The organism is Pseudomonas sp. LBUM1659, assembly GCF_059716045.1.
The window spans coordinates 4,189,212-4,207,261 of the sequence record NZ_CP166797.1; the positions used below are offsets into that span (position 1 = coordinate 4,189,212).

Sequence of the window (18,050 nt, forward strand, 5' to 3'; positions counted from 1 at the left end):
AAGGATCATCCTTCGATTTCCTGTGCATGGGTGTTCAAACGCGTGCGCTTGATCAGCCACCAGACCCCGACCAGGTCGAGGATGCCCACCAGGGCGCGGTCGAGATTGCCGTACTTGGACACCCCGGCGGTGCGCGGGCGGTGGTTGACCGGATGGACGATCATTCGGCCGTTATGACGCTGGATCAGCGCAGGAAATAAATCGCTGCATAGGGTCGAAGTACGGTAGACGCAAAAACGCGGCGCGCTCGATCAGTTTCAAGCCGCAACCGGTATCCGGGGTGGCGTCCTTGAGCAAGCGGCGGCGCAGTCCATTGGCGAAACGCGAGGCCCAGCGTTTGCTCGCGGTATCGCGGCGATTGACGCGGTGTCCGGCCACCAATTGCACGTCGCCCGGCCGCGCACCAGCGCCAGCATGCCGGGAATGTCCGCCGGATCGTTTTGCCCGTCGCCATCAAGGGTGGCCAACCAGTGTCCGCGCGCCTCGAGCGCTGTGTGGTAGAGCGACGTGCTCTGCCCCAGCGAGCGTTCATGGTGCAGGATGCGCAATGCGCTCAGGCCGTTGTGCCGGATCTGTCACAGCTCATGCAGGGTGGCATCGGTGCTGCCATCGTTGACGACGATGATTTCGTAGGGCTCGTCAGCCAGGGCCACGCGGATTTCCTCAAGCAGGGGCTTGAGGTTTGTTGGCTGCGTTTTTGGCGGGAATCAGTACGGATACAAAAATGTCTTGGCTCATGGAGTCTCTCTCGCCCTTATTGGTTTTCAGTTATCGGAGGCGAATAAAGTAGCCTACACCGAGAGACTCGATGCATGGGTCAGTTGATTGGAACGGTGCAGCCCTGCGGGCCACAGCGGTTAGCACTGGCGCGAGCACGCCTACGGTGCCCGTCAGATTGTAAAAATGGCGTTAAGATTTCATCACGGTTTCATCATCGTTTCCCCGGGAGCACGACGAATTCTGTTGCCATTGGCGCTCGCCAATCTAAAGTGCATTCACGCAAGTGAAAAACATGAACCGGGTAAGGATGCGCCACCATGAGCACTGAGCAAGAGACGACCTTCGACGAGCCGCGGCTTAACAGCACGGAAATCCGCATTTTGGGCTCGCTGATCGAAAAGCAGGCCACCAGCCCGGAAACCTATCCGCTGACCCTCAACGCCCTGGTGATCGCTTGCAACCAGAAAACCAGCCGCGAACCGGTGATGAACCTGACCCAGGGCCAGGTCGGCCAGAGCCTGCGGGCACTGGAAGGACGCGGCTTCACCAAACTGGTGATGGGCAGTCGCGCGGATCGCTGGGAACACAAGGTCGACAAGGCCCTGGAGTTGGTGCCGGCTCAGGTGATTCTGACCGGGTTGTTGTTCTTGCGCGGCCCGCAAACAGTCAATGAACTGCTGACCCGCAGCGGGCGCATGCATGAATTTGAAGACGCCGAACAGGTAGTTCATCAACTGGAGCGTTTAATTGCTCGGGGGTTGGCGTTGTTGATCCCGCGCCAGGCCGGGCAGCGCGAGGACCGGTATATGCATGCGCTGGGTGATCCGGCGGATATCGAGGTTATCCTGGCGGCGCGACAGAACCCGGTAGAACGCGGCGCTGGTAGCGGCGTTTCGATTGAGCGAATCGAAGAACTTGAAGCGCGCGTTGCTGCGCTGGAAGAACGCCTGGCACGCCTCGAATAACCAGACAACACACATAAAACTGTGGGAGCGGGCTTGCTCCGGGCGGCGTTCCGACGAAGAGGCCCTGACATTCACCATCATGGGTGACTGTCACATCGCCTTCGAGCAAGCCCGCTTCACACATTGAATTGATGGCGCCTGTAGCTACTCACCCTCCCAATAATCTACACCGTCGCCCGGCCGGGCGATGGCGACAAAGCCTGATGCATTGCCCTCGGCATCCACCTTGAAATCATCCATCACCGCGTATTTTCCGGAATCCGGGTACTCGCAGATCTCAGGCGATTGCTGGGTGCTGACCGCCAGATAGCGCAGTTCAGCGTTGCTGGTATTGATGATTTGATGCGCCGATTCCGGGCCACCCGTCGGGCAAGCGATCACGTCACCGGCCCGAATCGGGAAACGCTCGCTTCCGAGACGAATCTCCCCTGTCCCGGCCACGACGTAAAACATCTCCTCGTTGACCCGATGACTGTGAAACGGACTGCCTCGCATGCCCGGTTCCAGCACATACAACCGATACCCAAGCTTCTGCGCGCCCAGTTGCTGACCGACGCGGGCTATTCGCTGCTGATAGCGTCCGGCCGTGTCGCCCGTGGGCGCCAAGGCTTCGGGCAACGATTCAAGACCGATCTGGTTCAGGTTGAGAATACGCGGATGCATGGGACTCCTCCTAGCTGCGGGCAAATTCCACAGCTTTGTGAAACTGCTCATCCGTCGGCCGAACACCGGTGTACAGCACAAATTGCTCCAACGCCTGGATCGCGACAACCTCCAACCCGGTAATCACCCGCTTGCCTTCAGCGCGACCTCGCACGATCAGCGGTGTTTCCGAAGGGATTGCCACCACATCGAAGACAGTCTCGGCTGCGGCGATGGTTTCAGAATCGAACGCCAGTTGATCGGCCTCCGGACCGCCCGTCATGCCGATCGGAGTGACGTTGATCAGCATTTGCGGCCGCTGTGCGCCCAGTTCCGCTTGCCACTGATAGCCCAGCGACTCAGCCAATGCACGCCCGGCGCGTTCATTACGGGCGACAATCAAGCCGTTTTTGTAGCCACCGTCACGCAACGCGCTGGCCACAGCCTTGGCCATGCCGCCGCTGCCGCGCAGGGCAAAGGTCGAATCCTTGGGGACTTCGTGGGTGTTGAGCAGTTGCTCGATGGCAATGTAATCGGTGTTGTAGGCCTTTAAATGACCGTCGGTGTTGACGATGGTGTTGATCGATTGAATGGCCGCCGCCGAGGCGTCGAGTTCATCCACCAGTGCGATGCACGCTTCCTTGAACGGCATCGACACGCCGCAACCACGGATACCCAGGGCGCGAATACCACCCACGGCACCGGGCAAATCCTGGCTGCTGAAGGCCTTGTAGTAGAAGTTAAGGCCCAGTTGTTCATACAGATGATTGTGAAACCGCAGGCCGAAGTTACCGGGGCGCGCGGACAGCGACATGCACAGTTGGGTGTCTCGATTGGGGTTCATCTGCATGAAACTTTCTCCTTCAACAGCACTTTCAGATGGACGGGATTAGCCATTCCATCGGGCCTGTTCGATCATTACTGTATAGGCAGCGCGAGATAGCACAGGCCCGTCAGGAAACCGGTACAGACCTTACACAAAATTTACCCGACGGCCGTGCTGATTTTCGAAAGAATGCTGTCTTAGAGGTATCCCCCGCGACAATCCTTGAGTCTATTGCAGACGCAAGCGCCGGGGCGAAGAGCCGAGGAATTATCATGATTCGTTCAATTCCCGCAGTTGCCTTGCTGATCGGTGTACTCGCTGTCACAGGGCAGGCGCAAGCCCATGGCGGTGGTTGTGGTAACTGCTGGCAAGGTCCAGCGATCTATGGCGCGATTGTCGGTTCGGCCATCGTCGGTTCAGCCCTGATCACCGCCAATCGGCCGGTCTATGTACAACAACCGGTTTATTACCAACCGCCACCGGTTTACTACCAGCCAGCGCCGGTCTACGTGCAACAACCGGTCTACCACGCCCCCGCACCGATTTACTACGGCCCGCCGCGTTATTACGGCCCGCCACGCGGTTACTATGGCAATGGCCACGGTTATGGCCACTGGTAACAGAATCACCCGGCCCCGCCTCAGCAGCGGGGCTTTTTTATGACCGTTCGTCGGCGAACGTCTGGATAAATCGCATCAATGTCGCTGTGGGGACAGCGTAGGTGCTTCAAATTGGCAATATTGACTTGAATCATCCCCGCCTTGCGCCAAACAGTCATATTTATGTCATGTCAGGTCCGCAAACTTGGATCTGTCCGCAAACAACAAGTCAATAACAACAAGGACGACCTAATGCCCACACAAAACCCGCACCGCATTGTCGGTTTGTGCACTTCCAGCAAGGTGTACAACGCATTGACCGAACTCAAGCACCTGGAAGGCCATCGCAGCGCCAAGTTTCTTTCACTGCTGGCCGAAAACCTGGTGCGCAAAGGCCTGCTAAATGAGCACGAAGTGGTTCATATGCTTGATCTGGTCGTCGACTGAGGCGAACAGTCACCGGCGTCAATGACGACTATCGAAAGCGTTGATTTTCCGTTTTAGTGCCAGGTCCGTAAGGTAGCCCCATCGATTGATGGAGGTACTTATGTCCCAGGTTCAAATCATGTCTGTTATTGGCAGCGCCGTTCCCGCCCCGCTTAGAGCGCTGGGAATGCTCGCCTGTTGGTACCTGGTGCAGGACGGTGAAGCGATCAGCGGTCCGCTCACCTCGCTGCCGGACGCCCAGGCCTTGTCGCAACGTCTCGGCCAAGGCCAGCTAAGCGCTTAAGGCAGCTGCACCTTCGGGTTGGTTTCAAGGAAAATGGCCCAGCTGGACATGAACAAGGCGGCGATCAGTGGCCCAATGACAAAGCCGTTGAGGCCAAAGATCGCGAGACCGCCCAGGGTCGAGATGAGGATCAGATAGTCCGGCATCTTGGTGTCCTTGCCCACCAGGATCGGTCGCAGCACGTTATCCACCAGCCCGATCACAAAAACCCCGTACAGCCCCAACACCACGCCCTGCCACATCGCCCCGCTGAGCAGGAAAAACGCCGCCACCGGCGCCCAGATGATCCCCGCCCCCACCGCTGGCAACAGCGATAAAAACGCCATGAGTACCGCCCAGAGCAACGCGCTCGGGATGTCCAGAAACCAGAAAATCAAGCCACCCAAAGCGCCCTGCGTGATTGCTACCAGCAGGTTGCCCTTCACCGTCGCCCGCACTACCCGATTGAACTTGAGTTGCAACCGACGTTTTTGGTGTTCCTGTAACGGCACGGCCGCGCGAACTTCGCGCGCCAACTCGGCGCCGTCGCGCAGAAAGAAATACAACAGGTAGAGCATGATGAAAAAGCTCACCACAAAATCAAACGTAACCTGGCCAAAACTGAACACCTGAGTGGCGAAATACTCGTTACCCGTCACCGCACTCTTGATGATTTTTTCCCGCAGCCCGCTCAGCTCACCCACCCCGGACCGATCGAGCAAATGCTGGAGGTACGGCGGCAGGCTGTGTTTGAAGTGCGACACATACCCTGCAATGTCCAACTCACCGCTTTCGATGTTTTTGTACAGTGTCGCCCCCTCTTGAACCAGGAAGAAACTGAGGATGATCACTGGCAGGATCGCAATCACCAGGCAGATACTCAGCGTGAGCAGCGACGTCAAGTTGCGCTCCCAGCCCAGCTTCAATTGCAGTCGACGTTGCATCGGCGCAAAGAGGATGCCGAGGATCACTGCCCAGAACACCGCGCCGTAAAACGGCAGCAAGATCCAGATGAACGCGGCAGTGACCAGCCCCAGCAAGATCACCAGCGATTTGTTCCGTACGGTTTTTTCGTTCATGTCCGATCCGTGTCAGTGCGCAGGGACACAGGCTCTTAAGTTGAGCTGTTCTTATGCTTAGTCCTCCACGGTTCGCGCGAGTGCCATGCGTTTGTTCACAAAGCCTGGATCCAGATCAATAAACTCCAAGCGCAAGGCGATTACGCTCCAGGCTTTTGCGACTGACAGTGCCATGACTCCCCTTGCCCCCGAACTGCTCGCCCCCGCCGGCACCTTGAAAAACATGCGTTATGCCTTCGCTTACGGCGCCGATGCGGTGTACGCCGGCCAGCCGCGCTACAGCTTGCGGGTGCGCAATAACGAATTCGATCACGCCAATCTGGCCGTTGGTATCCAGGAGGCACAGGCACAGGGCAAGCGCTTTTATGGGGTGGCAAACATTGCACCACACAACGCCAAGCTCAAGACCTTCCTCAAGGACCTGGCGCCGGTGATCGCCATGGCGCCGGATGCGCTGATCATGTCCGATCCGGGTTTGATCATGCTGGTGCGTCGGCACTTCCCGCAGATGCCAATTCATCTATCCGTGCAGGCCAACACCGTCAACTGGGCGAGTGTCGAATTCTGGCAGCTACAGGGAGTAAGCCGGATCATCCTGTCGCGGGAACTGTCCCTGGAAGAAATCGGCGAAATCCGCCAGCAAGTGCCGGCCATGGAGCTGGAAGTGTTTGTCCACGGCGCATTATGCATGGCGTACTCCGGGCGCTGCCTGCTGTCGGGATACATGAACAAGCGCGATGCCAATCAGGGCAGTTGCACCAACGCCTGTCGCTGGAAATATTCGGCCCAGGAGGCCACGGAAAACCAGCTCGGTGAGATTGTCCAGCAGTATCAGCCCGAACCGACCCTGGGCCTCGGCGCCCCCACCGACCAGGTGTTCCTGTTGCAGGAAGCCAATCGGCCGGACGAACTGATGCCGGCCTTCGAGGACGAGCACGGCACCTACATCATGAATGCCAAGGACCTGCGCGCCGTGCAACATGTCGAGCGCCTGACGCACATGGGCGTGCACTCTTTGAAAATCGAAGGGCGGACCAAATCCCACTTCTATTGCGCCCGCACCACGCAGGTGTATCGCCGGGCCATCGACGATGCCGTCGCCGGCCGTGAATTCGACCGAAGCCTGATGACCGATCTGGAGTCATTGGCGCAGCGCGGCTACACCGAAGGTTTTTTGCGTCGGCATGTGCATGACGAATACCAGAATTATCAGCACGGCAGCTCGGTGTCGGAGCGACAGCAGTTTGTCGGTGAATTGACCGGTGAGCGGCGTGAGCGGCTGGCGGAGGTCAAAGTGAAGAACCGCTTTCGCCTGGGCGATCACATGGAGTTGATGACACCCCAGGGCAACTTCCATTTCGATTTGCATCAATTGCAAAACGCTAGAGGCGAGCCGATTGAAGTGGCGCAGGGGGATGGGCACACGGTGTATTTGCCGATTCCGGACGCGGTGAACCTAAAGTTTGGCTTGTTGATGCGCAATGTCAGCGCCAGCCAGAAATGACACAGACCTGTGGCGAGGGCGCTTGCTCCCGCTGGGGTGCGAAGCGCCCCCCAAAAGCAACGATCACGATCCATCAGGCAGATCGCATTCTGCAGGTTTGCGACGGCTTCGCCGCCGGACGGGAGCAAGCTCCCTCGCCACAGCAAGCTCCTTCGCCACAATATTCAGCCACCCGCTGAAAAGCGGTCACGGCTGTTGGTCAGGTGCAGCCACATCGCTGCTCGCGCCGCGTCCGGATCCTGGCGCTTGATAGCGTTGAGAATCGCCTCGTGCTCAAGGTTGGCGAGTTGCCCAAGCTTGCTTAAATCCGCCGCCCCACGCTCGGCGGCATTGACGCGTGTTCGCGGGATCATCGCACTGCCCAGGTGCTGCATGATCTCGGTGAAGCACACATTGCCGGTAGCTTCGGCGATCAACAGATGGAAGCGCTTGTCGGCCTCGACGCAGCTGTCGTTGTTGCTCAGCAAGCGCTGATAGTCGTCCAGCGCTTCACGCATCTGCGCCAGTTGCTGCTCCGTACGACGGGTCGCCGCCAGCGCGGCGGCCTGGGTTTCCAGCCCCATGCGCAACTCCAGAATGCTGCGCACCCCCAGCGCGGTATCGACATTCAACCGCAAGCCCTGCTCCGGCGCGCGTTCGATGACAAACGTGCCAATGCCGTGCCGGGTTTCCACCAGTCCTGACGCCTGCAATTTCGAGATAGCCTCGCGCACCACGGTGCGGCTGACGCCGTGTTCTTGAACGATTGAGTTCTCCGACGGCAGCTTGTCTCCCGGCAGTATCTGGCCGAGAAGAATGCTCTGGGTCAGTTTGGCCACCAGGTCGTGAGCGAGGTTGTGACTGCGCCTGGGGACAGGCATGTCGAGGTCATGTTGCATGGCGATTATCCAGAAGCGGGGCTGACGGGATCTTAGCACCGGGCGCGTTCGTATTCTCAGAAAAACCACATCATCTTGTATGACAACACTCAACAATCTGACCAATTCCGACCTGTGACACGGCGTCGAAAACGGAAGAATAAATAACAAATCGCCTTAAATACGCCAATTCTTCGCAGAAGACTCCTTGCGGCATAAAAAAATGTAGTTGTATGATGTCTATCAACAACGACACACCAAGCCACAACCCGCATAACAATAATCAGTGGGCGAAACGCAAGTGAATACATCCATTTCTGAGATGCACGACGGCGACGATTCTGTCCTGAAGCCCGCCATGGGAATTGGCGCTGCTCCCGATGGCATCGGTGCTCGCCTGTTCTGTATCGGTTTCGCGCTGTTCGAAGCCCCCTCCAACATCCTCCTGCAAAAAGTTCGCGCACGAATCTGGCTGTACGGCTTGGTCGCGACCTCGCTCATCGCCGCGATCATCGTGTTCGCCGCCCGCAACACACCGAAAATTGCACCGGCCGTCGCGCAGTGCAAACCAACGCCCAACCCTGCCTGAATGCTGACTTTCAAGGACTAGACAATGAACGCACAAGACACTGCAAAAGCCCCGATCATCACCAGCATGCAAGTGGTTCCGGTGGCCGGTCACGATGGCATGCTGCTCAATTTGAGCGGCGCCCACGGCCCGTTTTTCACCCGCAATATCGTGATCCTCAAGGACAACGCCGGACACACCGGTGTCGGTGAAGTACCCGGTGGTGAGCGTATTCGTCAGACACTGGAAGACGCCCGCGCACTGGTGGTCGGCAGCCCGATTGGCACGTATCAGAAGATCCTCAATCAAGTGCGCCAGACCTTTGCCGATCGCGATGCCGGCGGTCGCGGTTTGCAGACGTTCGACCTGCGTATCACCATTCACGCAGTCACCGGCCTGGAAGCCGCCCTCCTCGACTTGCTCGGCCAGCATCTGGACGTGCCGGTTGCCGCCCTGCTCGGTGAAGGTCAGCAGCGTGACGAAGTGAAGATGCTCGGTTACCTGTTTTACGTCGGTGATCGCGACGAAACCGACCTGGCCTATCGCAGCGAACCGGACGCCGACAATGACTGGTTTCGTGTACGCCATGAAAAAGCCATGACCGCTGACGCCGTGGTCCGTTTGGCCGAGGCCGCCCACGCCCGCTACGGTTTCAAGGACTTCAAACTCAAGGGCGGCGTGCTCAGTGGCGATGAGGAAATCGAAGCGGTCACTGCGCTGGCCGAACGCTTCCCGGATGCGCGCATCACCCTCGACCCGAACGGAGCATGGTCACTCAAGGAAGCCATTCGCTTGTGCCGCGATCAGCACCCTATTCTGGCTTACGCCGAAGACCCGTGCGGGGCCGAAAATGGTTACTCGGGCCGCGAAGTCATGGCCGAGTTCCGCCGTGCCACCGGCCTGAAAACCGCGACCAATATGATCGCCACCGACTGGCGCGAAATGGGCCACGCGATTCAGTTGCAATCGGTGGATATTCCACTGGCCGACCCGCACTTCTGGACCATGCAAGGCTCGGTTCGCGTGGCGCAGATGTGCCACGAGTGGGGGCTGACGTGGGGTTCGCACTCCAACAACCACTTCGATATTTCCCTGGCGATGTTCACCCACGTCGCGGCGGCTGCGCCAGGCGACATCACCGCCATCGACACCCACTGGATCTGGCAGGACGGCCAGCGCTTGACCAAGACGCCACTGCAAATCGTCGGCGGCTGCGTGCAAGTGCCGAAGAAGCCGGGGCTAGGGGTTGAACTGGACATGGACCAGTTGGCCAAGGCCCATGAACTGTACAAAGGCATGGGGTTGGGCGCGCGCGATGACAGCGTGGCGATGCAGTTTCTGATCCCGGGTTGGAAATTCAATAACAAACAGCCGTGCCTGGTGCGCTGACCCACTGTCGCTGTACTCCTTGTGGGAACGAGCCTGCTCGCGAAGAGACCGGCACATTCAACATTGATGTTGCCTGCCCCACTGCTATCGCAGGCAGGCCAGCTCCCACAATGGATTGAAGTCGTACACAACTCCCCAGACTGACCACCGAACCCGTGTAGGAGCGGGCTTGCCCGCGAAGGCGCCGGCACCTTCAAGATGGATGTCGCCTGACACTCCGCTATCGCAGGCAAGCCAGCTCCTACAATGGACTCCGGGCTCGCTCCAACTCCAGAAATGGCATCCGCTAATTCATCTCGGCCGCTTGCATTAGCCAGTCTTTGAACGCCGTCATCGCCGCTGTTTCAGAGCGTGACTGCAAGCGCGTCAGCCAATAGCTGCCGGTGGTGATCCCGATGGCGAAAGGTTGCTCGATAGCACCCGCAGCCAGTTGTCGGGAAAACATCAGGGGCGGCGCCAACGCAATGCCTGCGCCTTGAAGCGCGGCCTCCATCATCGCCAGCGAAGAATCGAAAACAATGCTTTTGGCGGGCGGTGCATTGGCTGGCAACCCGCAGGCCAGAAACCATTCTGGCCACTCGTCTGTGCGGTAGGAGCGCAACAAAGTTTGTTTCAACAGATCCTCAGGCGAGAGCAATTGCCGGGCGAGCTCGGGAACGCACAGCACCGACAACGGCGCATCGATCAAACGTAGCGCTTCAATCCCGTGCCACGCGCCGGCGCCAAATCGAATCGCGTAATCCAGCCCTTCAGCGGCCACATCCACCCGGTTGTTATTGGTCGACAGCCGTAAATCTATAAACGGATGTTTCGCCTGGAAGTCCGGCAGCCGGGGTAACAGCCAGCCCACCGCAAAGGTCCCCACCGCCCCCACCGTCAACACCTCTCGATAGTGTCCACCTTCAAAGCGCTCAAGCGTTTCGGCGATTCGATCGAAAGACTCACGCAACACCGGCAGCAAAGTTTCACCCTCACTGGTCAGCAGCAGCCCGCGTGGCAAGCGCTTGAACAGTGCCACGTTCAGCATGGCTTCCAGGCTTTTGACTTGATGACTCACTGCCGCTGGCGTCACGAACAGCTCCACAGCCGCGCGCGTGAAACTCAAATGACGCGCCGATGCCTCGAAAGCGCGCAATGCATTCAGCGGCAAGTGAGGACGAATCATGCCAACTCCATAATTTTTCTAATGGCTAACCCGAAATATCGTCGTTTGTCGACGCACGGCAGACCGCCTAGATTTGGCACGCCTGTTCGCTAGCCCGATTTGCAAGAGCGCATGGAGTGTAGCGGGTTACCATCATCACAACTCATGAAGAGTGGATCAGATATGTACACAGACAAACTGCCAAGGCTTGCGTCCTACAGTGCTTTCGCACTTATCCTCGGCGCAGCGCCGGGCATGGCCGCGATGCCGTCCGACCAGCAACTCGAAACCCTGGTCAGCGCCGCCGTCGGTCCAGTGATGCAGCAACAGAACATTGCGGGGCTCGCCGTTGCGATCACCCAAAATGGCCAGCAGCATTACTTTAATTACGGCGTGGCCTCCAAACAGGATCGCAAACCGGTCAGTCAGGACACCCTGTTCGAAATCGGCTCTGTCAGCAAAACCTTTACCGCCACACTGGCCGCCTACGCGCAGGCCAACGACAAACTGTCCCTGGCCGATCCTGCCAGCGCTGTTTTACCGGCATTGCGCGGTAGTGCCTTCGATCACATCAGCGTGCTGCAACTGGGCACTTACACCGCCGGCGGGTTGCCGCTGCAGTTTCCTGGCGAAGCTGACCACCCAGAGACAATGCTGGGTTACTTCAAGCTGTGGACACCGGCTTATCCTGCCGGCACCCATCGCCTGTATTCGAACCCAAGCATAGGGCTGTTCGGCTACCTCGCCGCCAACAGCATGGGCCAGCCGTTCGATGTCCTGATGGAAAAGACCTTGTTGCCGAAACTGGGCCTCAAGCACACCTACCTCAAGGTCCCGCAAGAGCAGATGGGGCTTTACGCACAGGGTTACAACAAGGACGGCAAGCCAGTGCGCGTCGGGCCGGGCGCGTTGGACTCCGAAGCCTACGGCGTGAAAACCAGCGCCTCGGACCTGCTTCGCTATGTCGAAGCGAACATGCAACCGGCCCGACTGGTACAGCCATTACAGCAAGCCATCGCCACCACTCACACCGGTTATTACACCGTGGGCGATATGACACAGGGGCTGGGTTGGGAGCTCTACCCTTACCCGATCACGCTGGATCGGCTGCTCGCGGGTAATTCGACCGAGATGGCAATGCAGGCACATAAGGTCCAGTGGTTGAACCCGCCGCAGCTTCAACAGAAGAACGTGTTGATCAACAAAACCGGTTCCACCGGCGGCTTTGGGGCTTACGTCGCGTTTGTGCCCTCGAAGGACATCGGCATCGTGATCCTTGCCAACAAAAACTACCCCAACCCGGAGCGGGTCAAAATCGCCCACACCATATTGAGCGCCTTAATCGAATAACCAAGAGCAACACAATCCACTACGTGGCCTTCGGTTTTCGGGTGGACAAGCACAAAAAAGGGCGCCGCGATGGCTAATGCCAGTCAGTTAAGCTGACTGGCATTTTTATTTTTGATCGGATACTTCGGTGATTTAAGCCGGATGGCCCGGGGATAAAGGCGCTCCTCCCGCCGATGCGGCAGCACGTAGTGCGGCGCTGAAGCATGCAGCTCGGCCAAGTATTTGGGGATGTTCCCGGATCGGTCGGCGGAGACGCTGTTGATAAACCCGAGAATCGCCCAGGTGCAGGCGGTAAAGCTCATTTCGCACGGGTAAATCCCAGGACAGTGGCGACTCATTTCCACCATCTGATAGCGCAACAAGTTGTAGCCCAACAACACGCCCCACCATTCCTGCTCGATCATCTCGGGCGTTTTGCTGCGCAGCGTGTAACTGCTGTTGAGCAGAGTCTGTTTCATTTCCCGAAACCCGAGTTCGATCTCCCAACGCTGGCTGTACAGATCGACGATTTCGTCGGCCGGAAAGCGCAATGGGTCGGCCATCGAGGACAGAATCTGACACACCTTGCCCTTGACGGTTTTGCTCAGGAGTCGTGCGGTCAGGCGCTCTGGCAGGCCCGGCCATTGCTTGCGGGCCTGCGGCGAGGTACTCAGCGAAACAATCGCATCCTGGCACCCCAAACGCTGGATCACCTCATACTGCGAGCCTTTTTTCAGCGGCATCAGCCAGTGGCGTTCAACGCCTGCTTGCTGCCACTGATGCAGTAAACCTAACGAGTAAAAACCACGATCAAACAGCGTCAACGAGTGATCGGGCGTGGTTTCGATCAGTTGCTCGGCCAGTTTCATTTCGTTGCTGCGGTAGCCGTCAAAAGCGCTGCCAATCAGCAAGTGGCTGGTCAACTCCATTTGGCAGACCATGCGCACCTGAGGAAAACCGGTGTCGCCATGCTGGTTGCTGGCGGAGTCGAAACGCGCACGGTTTTCAGGGGTGTCGGGCGTTCGCCAGACGACGCCATCAACACCCAGTAAGCGCAAACCGGCCCAAGTCGGATGGCCAGCCGCTTCGTGCCAACTTTTCTGGGTCAGATCGAAGACTTGTCGTACAGCTTCGCTGCCCAATCTCTGACGGGCCTGGACTACAGCGCTGGGGGCGACCAACGGCCGTTGTCCTGGCAGCATGATGTTCATGCGACTGACCACGTCCCACGCCGACATGCGCCGGAAGAACGCCATGGAGATCACGCACCAGAGCATCATTTCCAACGGCAAACGGCGCTTGCACAGCGTCGCCACGCCTGCCTGTTCAAGTGCCTGCTCGACCAAAGAGGGATCGAGCAAGGCATCCAATCCCTCGATAGAGCGGGGGGTAGAGGCGATGTTGTGGGTCAGTTCCAGTGCCCGAGCGAGACGCATAAAAAATCCGATGCCAGTACAGGCATCGGATTTTGATTTCTTGCGGCCAAAGGTCAAGCGAGAAGGCTTAACTGATCGGCATTAGCCGCGATGGCGCCCTTTTCATTGCTCGGCCTTAGTGCTGCAAAGCCGGTTTTTGCGTCCCGTTGATCGGAATGCGTTTGGCTTTCGCCTCTTCTGGCACGATACGCACCAGGTCGATGCTCAACAGGCCGTTGCGCAGGTCAGCGGCCTTGATCTCGATGTGATCCGCCAGGCGGAACGACAGCTTGAACGCACGCTGAGCGATGCCTTGGTGCAGGAAGGTCACGTTTTCGTTCGCTTCACGTTTTCCGCCACTGATGGTCAGCACACCTTTCTCGACTTGCAGGTCCAGGTCTTCTTCCTGGAAACCGGCCGCGGCGACGACGATGCGGTATTGATCATCACCGTGTTTTTCCACGTTGTACGGTGGGTAGGTGCTGCCTGGCTCATTGCGCAGGGCGGTTTCGAACAGGTCGTTGAAACGGTCGAAACCTACCGAGGAACGGAACAGTGGGGCCAGGGAAAATGCAGTAGTCATGGTTCAAATCTCCTGAAAACAATCAGCAAGGTTTTTGTCTCCGCGACCCGAATTCGGCATCGCGTACCCCTTAGATAGGGAACACTGATTGTATTTCAAGAGATTATTTCGAGATTTTTTCAGGCCGCTTCGCTGACTTGTAGACCGAGCAAACGCGAGACGTGATCGAGTTCGGTCTCACGACGCAGGACGGTGAACAGCTCAACCGCTTCCGGATAATTGCGGGTCAGCATCGCCAGCCATTGCTTGAGGCGGCCGGGCGATTGACGGGGTGTCATCTGCGCCTTGGCTTGCAGCCAGAAGTCCTGAATCAGTGGCAACAGCTCAGCCCAGGTCATCTCGACCACTTCTTCACCGGCTCGCGCCGCCGCGATCTGCCGGGCCAGATCCGGCCGCGAGACCAGGCCGCGACCGAGCATGATGTCTTCGACGCCACTGATTTCGCGACAACGACGCCAGTCTTCGACGCTCCAGATATCACCATTGGCAAACACCGGCACCTTGACCACATCCTGCACCCGCGGGATCCACTCCCAATGCGCCGGAGGTTTGTAGCCATCGGTCTTGGTCCGCGCATGCACCACGATGTGCGCTGCGCCGCCTTCAGCCAGGGCGGTGGCACAGACCAGCGAGCCGTCCGGGCTGTCGAAACCGAGGCGCATCTTGGCAGTCACAGGGATGTGCGCAGGCACCGCGCGACGGACGTGCTCGACGATTTCGTTGAGCAGTTCAGGTTCTTTGAGCAACACCGCGCCGCCGCGAGACTTGTTGACGGTCTTGGCCGGGCAACCGAAGTTCAGGTCGATGACTTCAGAGCCCAGCTCACAGGCCAGCGCTGCGTTTTCCGCCAGGCACACCGGATCAGAACCGAGCAGTTGCACGCGCAGCGGCACGCCGGACGCGGTGCGGGCACCGGTCAGCAGTTCGGGGCCAAACTTGTGGTAGTAGGCAGGCGTAAGCAGTTGATCGTTGATCCGGATGAACTCGGTCACGCACCAATCGATACCGCCCACACGGGTCAGCACATCCCGCAGGATGTTGTCGACCAACCCCTCCATGGGCGCCAAAGCAATTTGCATGAATAACACACTCGACGAAAAACGTGCGGCAGTTTACTGGTTTCGGCGTGCAGAAGGTATTTCGTCAGACCGGACGGTGGCGATTGTACGGACGCCATCGCGGGCAAGCCCGGCTTCTACAGGTGATCACTGAACCCTGTGGGAGCCGGGCTTGCCCGCGATGAAGGCGGTTCAGACAATTAGATCGTGACGGGTAACGCCGGGCCGTAGCCTTCGATGAACTCGGCCGGCATGCGCTTGGGCTTGCCGGTCGACAGCTCGATACAGACAAACGTGGTCTGGGCGCGCAGCAAAGTGGTGTTGTCACGCGGGCGCTTCAACTGGAAGTGTCGGGTCATTTTCAGGCGCTGATCCCAATCGACGATCCAGGTCGCCAACTGCAATTCATCATCTTCATAGGCGGCGGCCAGGTAATCGATTTCGTGCCGCACTACCGCCATCGCCCGGTCCAGCCGCCGATACTCGACCAAATCCAGGCCCAGACGCTGCGAGTGGCGCCAGGCACAGCGCTCGAGCCACGTCACGTACACCGCATTATTGGCGTGACCCAGCCCGTCGATGTCCTCGGCGCCCACTTGCAGATCAATGATAAATGGCGTTGCCCGATCCCAGCTCATGCCCCACTCCCGGTCAGATAAAGTCGACCGGGGCAGTGTAACGGATGCTTACGCCGATTGGCGCGATTGCAGGCTGCGACCGGCCAACAGTGATAACACACCATCAATGACCCGGGGATCGGCCAGTACCCGCTGATGGCCGCCTTCTTCCAGGCGCAGCAAGCGGCTGTCGAACCAGGATTCATGGATCAGTTCGGACTCCTTGACCGACACGTAGCTGTCATCTTGGGCATGGACGATCAGGCCGGGCATGTCGAGTTGATAGTGGGCGACATCCAGCGTCGCGGCGCGCATTCCGACGTCTTTCTCGACCTGCCGAATGAAGGCCGAACGCGCCTTGGGCGGCAGTCGCACGTAACGTGCAAACCCCCGCAACACTCCGAGAATCCGCGCCGGGGCGGCAATCGTCACCAGGGTTTCGGTGCGCAGGCCCAATTGAACGGCGAGCATGGCACTGGCGCCCCCCATCGAATGACCGATGACTGCTTGCAGTGGCGGCAACTCGGCGGCGGCTTCCAGCATGGCCCGAGCGAACAGCACGACGTTCGCTTCTTCACCAGGTGAGCGGCCATGCGCCGGGCCGTCGAGGGCGACCACGGTATACCCGGCCTCCACCAGCGCGGTGATGAGACTGGCAAACTGCGTCGGCCGGCCTTCCCAACCGTGCATCAGCAACACGGCCGGGCCTTGCCCCCAACGTAGCGCCGAAAGGCCGAAGCGCAGCGTGATTCGTTCGGACTTCGCCAGAAGCGGCAGCTCCCAATCACGCGGAGGCAGTTCTCGCGGGGTCATGAATGCCAGTCGCATTTTGCTCGCGACCAGTTTCGGTGCGAACCAGCCCAAGGTGCCATTAACGCCACGAACCCACTTCAACGTGCTCATCGCTCTCACTCCCCAGGCCACTGCCTTCAGGTCATTGCACCGCCGACTTGGCGGCGCGCAGCAATCGATCGGACAACTCTCCTGGCCCCAGCGCGCGAGCCAGGGCCAAACCGCCCACCATCAAGGCCATGTCTGCCAAAGCTTTGTCGGTGTCTTCCGGACTGGCCGCCAGCTGCGCGACCATCAATTCCACATGCTCATTCAGAGCAACACGAAACGCATCCGGCAGCCTTCCCAGTTCGCCAACAGACGCCGGGATCGGGCATGCCGATTCGGAGGAGTCACGGTGTTTACGTGACAGGTAAAACGCAGCCACCAACGCGCGACGCTCTTCACCGGTGAGTTGCGCATCCATGTCAGCAATCAGGTCACGACGGTGCCCCAGCAATTGCTGGAACGCCTCCAGCATCATGGCGTCCTTGCTTTCGAAGTGCGCATAGAAGCCGCCGACGGTCAGGCCGGCTGCGCCCATCACTTCGCCCACGCTCGGCTCTGCCGGGCCACGCTGAATCAGCGCTGCACTGGCAGCCTTAAGGATGCGTTCGCGGGTTTGAGCTTTTTTATCGTTCATCGTTGCCTCCGAATATTACGACTAGAATATTATTCTCATAATAATTTTTCGCAAGTCATGGATGTGACCGCTGGTCTGAAGAACAGTTTGAAAGAAATTGAGGGATTTGGCCAAACGCCAGACAAACAAAAGGGCCATTCAATAATTGAATGACCCTTATAAAATCCCGCAGAGCGGGTAATCGTGGCGTCCCCTAGGGGACTCGAACCCCTGTTACCGCCGTGAAAGGGCGGTGTCCTAGGCCACTAGACGAAGGGGACGCAAAACCTTCTATACAACTGATCAGTGCTGAGAGCTGATCGATTCAAGGCCTGCGTGGCCAGACCTTGAACTGTAAAATTGGTGGAGCTAAACGGGATCGAACCGTTGACCTCTTGCATGCCATGCAAGCGCTCTCCCAGCTGAGCTATAGCCCCGGATTTTTCGCCTCGCGGCGGAGCGACATCTTGCAACATCGCTTCTGTAAAACTGGCGTCCCCTAGGGGACTCGAACCCCTGTTACCGCCGTGAAAGGGCGGTGTCCTAGGCCACTAGACGAAGGGGACGCAAACCCTTCTATACAACAGATCAAC

Annotated in this window: 18 protein-coding genes, 3 tRNA genes and 2 pseudogenes; 8 read left to right on the plus strand and 15 right to left on the minus strand. The window is 58.6% G+C overall.

What is annotated here, in order from left to right:
• Positions 1–5: 5 nt before the first annotated feature.
• Positions 6–738 (minus strand): annotated as a pseudogene (locus ACA048_RS18955) (glycosyltransferase family 2 protein).
• Positions 739–1,037: 299 nt separating this feature from the next.
• Here ACA048_RS18955 and ACA048_RS18960 point away from each other — a divergent pair.
• On the plus strand, positions 1,038–1,685 hold the full coding sequence (locus ACA048_RS18960; protein ID WP_497625777.1) for a YceH family protein: 648 nt from the start codon (positions 1,038–1,040) through the stop codon (positions 1,683–1,685).
• A gap of 144 nt (positions 1,686–1,829) precedes the next feature.
• Here the strand turns inward: ACA048_RS18960 and ACA048_RS18965 are convergent, their stop codons facing one another.
• Together ACA048_RS18965 and ACA048_RS18970 are read right to left on the minus strand one after the other, a co-directional pair.
• On the minus strand, positions 1,830–2,348 hold the full coding sequence (locus tag ACA048_RS18965) for a cupin domain-containing protein (protein WP_497625778.1): 519 nt from the start codon (positions 2,346–2,348) through the stop codon (positions 1,830–1,832).
• Positions 2,349–2,358: 10 nt separating this feature from the next.
• Positions 2,359–3,177 (minus strand): shikimate 5-dehydrogenase, encoded by an 819-nt coding sequence (locus ACA048_RS18970; protein ID WP_497625780.1) that lies wholly within the window; start codon positions 3,175–3,177, stop codon positions 2,359–2,361.
• A gap of 248 nt (positions 3,178–3,425) precedes the next feature.
• Between ACA048_RS18970 and ACA048_RS18975 the strand changes: the two genes are divergently transcribed.
• From ACA048_RS18975 to ACA048_RS18985, 3 genes are all read left to right on the plus strand, one after another.
• Entirely contained in the window at positions 3,426–3,773 is a 348-nt protein-coding gene (locus tag ACA048_RS18975; RefSeq protein ID WP_497625781.1) for a hypothetical protein, read from the plus strand.
• Between the two features lie 231 nt (positions 3,774–4,004).
• Positions 4,005–4,199 carry a hypothetical protein gene (locus ACA048_RS18980; RefSeq protein WP_007944773.1) on the plus strand — a complete coding sequence of 65 codons (195 nt, stop codon included), beginning with the start codon at positions 4,005–4,007 and terminating at the stop codon, positions 4,197–4,199.
• 100 nt (positions 4,200–4,299) lie between these two features.
• Positions 4,300–4,482, plus strand: a complete 183-nt coding sequence (locus ACA048_RS18985) for a hypothetical protein (protein ID WP_452627363.1) — start codon at positions 4,300–4,302, stop codon at positions 4,480–4,482.
• Here the strand turns inward: ACA048_RS18985 and ACA048_RS18990 are convergent.
• On the minus strand, positions 4,479–5,540 hold the full coding sequence (locus ACA048_RS18990) for an AI-2E family transporter (RefSeq protein WP_497625782.1): 1,062 nt from the start codon (positions 5,538–5,540) through the stop codon (positions 4,479–4,481). The two genes, ACA048_RS18985 and ACA048_RS18990, sit on opposite strands and share 4 nt — an antisense overlap.
• A 172-nt stretch (positions 5,541–5,712) precedes the next feature.
• Between ACA048_RS18990 and trhP the strand changes: the two genes are divergently transcribed.
• Positions 5,713–7,044 (plus strand): prephenate-dependent tRNA uridine(34) hydroxylase TrhP, encoded by a 1,332-nt coding sequence (trhP, locus tag ACA048_RS18995; RefSeq protein WP_497625783.1) that lies wholly within the window; start codon positions 5,713–5,715, stop codon positions 7,042–7,044.
• 164 nt (positions 7,045–7,208) lie between these two features.
• Here trhP and ACA048_RS19000 read toward each other — a convergent pair whose 3' ends face one another.
• Positions 7,209–7,922, minus strand: coding sequence for a FadR/GntR family transcriptional regulator (locus tag ACA048_RS19000; protein WP_497625784.1), 714 nt, complete (start codon positions 7,920–7,922; stop codon positions 7,209–7,211).
• 280 nt (positions 7,923–8,202) lie between these two features.
• Between ACA048_RS19000 and ACA048_RS19005 the strand changes: the two are divergent.
• Both ACA048_RS19005 and gudD read left to right on the plus strand, forming a co-directional pair.
• Positions 8,203–8,436, plus strand: a pseudogene (locus ACA048_RS19005) (MFS transporter); the annotation flags it as partial.
• Between the two features lie 78 nt (positions 8,437–8,514).
• Positions 8,515–9,858: a glucarate dehydratase gene (gudD, locus tag ACA048_RS19010; RefSeq protein WP_497625786.1), complete on the plus strand. Its 1,344-nt coding sequence runs from the start codon at positions 8,515–8,517 to the stop codon at positions 9,856–9,858.
• 286 nt (positions 9,859–10,144) lie between these two features.
• On the opposite strand, the gene ACA048_RS19015 is transcribed toward gudD, so the two are convergent.
• Positions 10,145–11,023 (minus strand): LysR family transcriptional regulator, encoded by an 879-nt coding sequence (locus ACA048_RS19015; protein WP_497625787.1) that lies wholly within the window; start codon positions 11,021–11,023, stop codon positions 10,145–10,147.
• Between the two features lie 162 nt (positions 11,024–11,185).
• Between ACA048_RS19015 and ampC the strand changes: the two genes are divergently transcribed.
• Positions 11,186–12,352, plus strand: coding sequence for a class C beta-lactamase (gene ampC / locus ACA048_RS19020; RefSeq protein ID WP_497625788.1), 1,167 nt, complete (start codon positions 11,186–11,188; stop codon positions 12,350–12,352).
• Positions 12,353–12,435: 83 nt separating this feature from the next.
• On the opposite strand, the gene ACA048_RS19025 is transcribed toward ampC, so the two are convergent.
• The 9 genes from ACA048_RS19025 to ACA048_RS19065 form a co-directional block, all read right to left on the minus strand.
• Positions 12,436–13,767 carry an IS4 family transposase gene (locus tag ACA048_RS19025; protein WP_497625789.1) on the minus strand — a complete coding sequence of 444 codons (1,332 nt, stop codon included), beginning with the start codon at positions 13,765–13,767 and terminating at the stop codon, positions 12,436–12,438.
• A 115-nt stretch (positions 13,768–13,882) separates the two neighbouring features.
• Positions 13,883–14,329 (minus strand): Hsp20 family protein, encoded by a 447-nt coding sequence (locus ACA048_RS19030; protein ID WP_497625790.1) that lies wholly within the window; start codon positions 14,327–14,329, stop codon positions 13,883–13,885.
• A 119-nt stretch (positions 14,330–14,448) separates the two neighbouring features.
• Positions 14,449–15,408: a tRNA dihydrouridine synthase gene (locus tag ACA048_RS19035; RefSeq protein ID WP_497625791.1), complete on the minus strand. Its 960-nt coding sequence runs from the start codon at positions 15,406–15,408 to the stop codon at positions 14,449–14,451.
• A gap of 179 nt (positions 15,409–15,587) precedes the next feature.
• Positions 15,588–16,025, minus strand: coding sequence for an acyl-CoA thioesterase (locus ACA048_RS19040; RefSeq protein ID WP_497625792.1), 438 nt, complete (start codon positions 16,023–16,025; stop codon positions 15,588–15,590).
• Between the two features lie 48 nt (positions 16,026–16,073).
• The gene (locus ACA048_RS19045; protein ID WP_497625793.1) at positions 16,074–16,907 is read right to left on the minus strand and encodes an alpha/beta fold hydrolase; all 834 of its coding nucleotides are present in this window, start codon (positions 16,905–16,907) and stop codon (positions 16,074–16,076) included.
• 31 nt (positions 16,908–16,938) lie between these two features.
• On the minus strand, positions 16,939–17,478 hold the full coding sequence (locus tag ACA048_RS19050) for a TetR/AcrR family transcriptional regulator (RefSeq protein ID WP_007943510.1): 540 nt from the start codon (positions 17,476–17,478) through the stop codon (positions 16,939–16,941).
• Between the two features lie 184 nt (positions 17,479–17,662).
• A tRNA-Glu gene (locus ACA048_RS19055) sits at positions 17,663–17,738 on the minus strand.
• A gap of 80 nt (positions 17,739–17,818) precedes the next feature.
• Positions 17,819–17,894: transfer RNA gene (locus ACA048_RS19060), tRNA-Ala, on the minus strand.
• Positions 17,895–17,947: 53 nt separating this feature from the next.
• Positions 17,948–18,023: transfer RNA gene (locus ACA048_RS19065), tRNA-Glu, on the minus strand.
• Positions 18,024–18,050 lie beyond the last annotated feature (27 nt).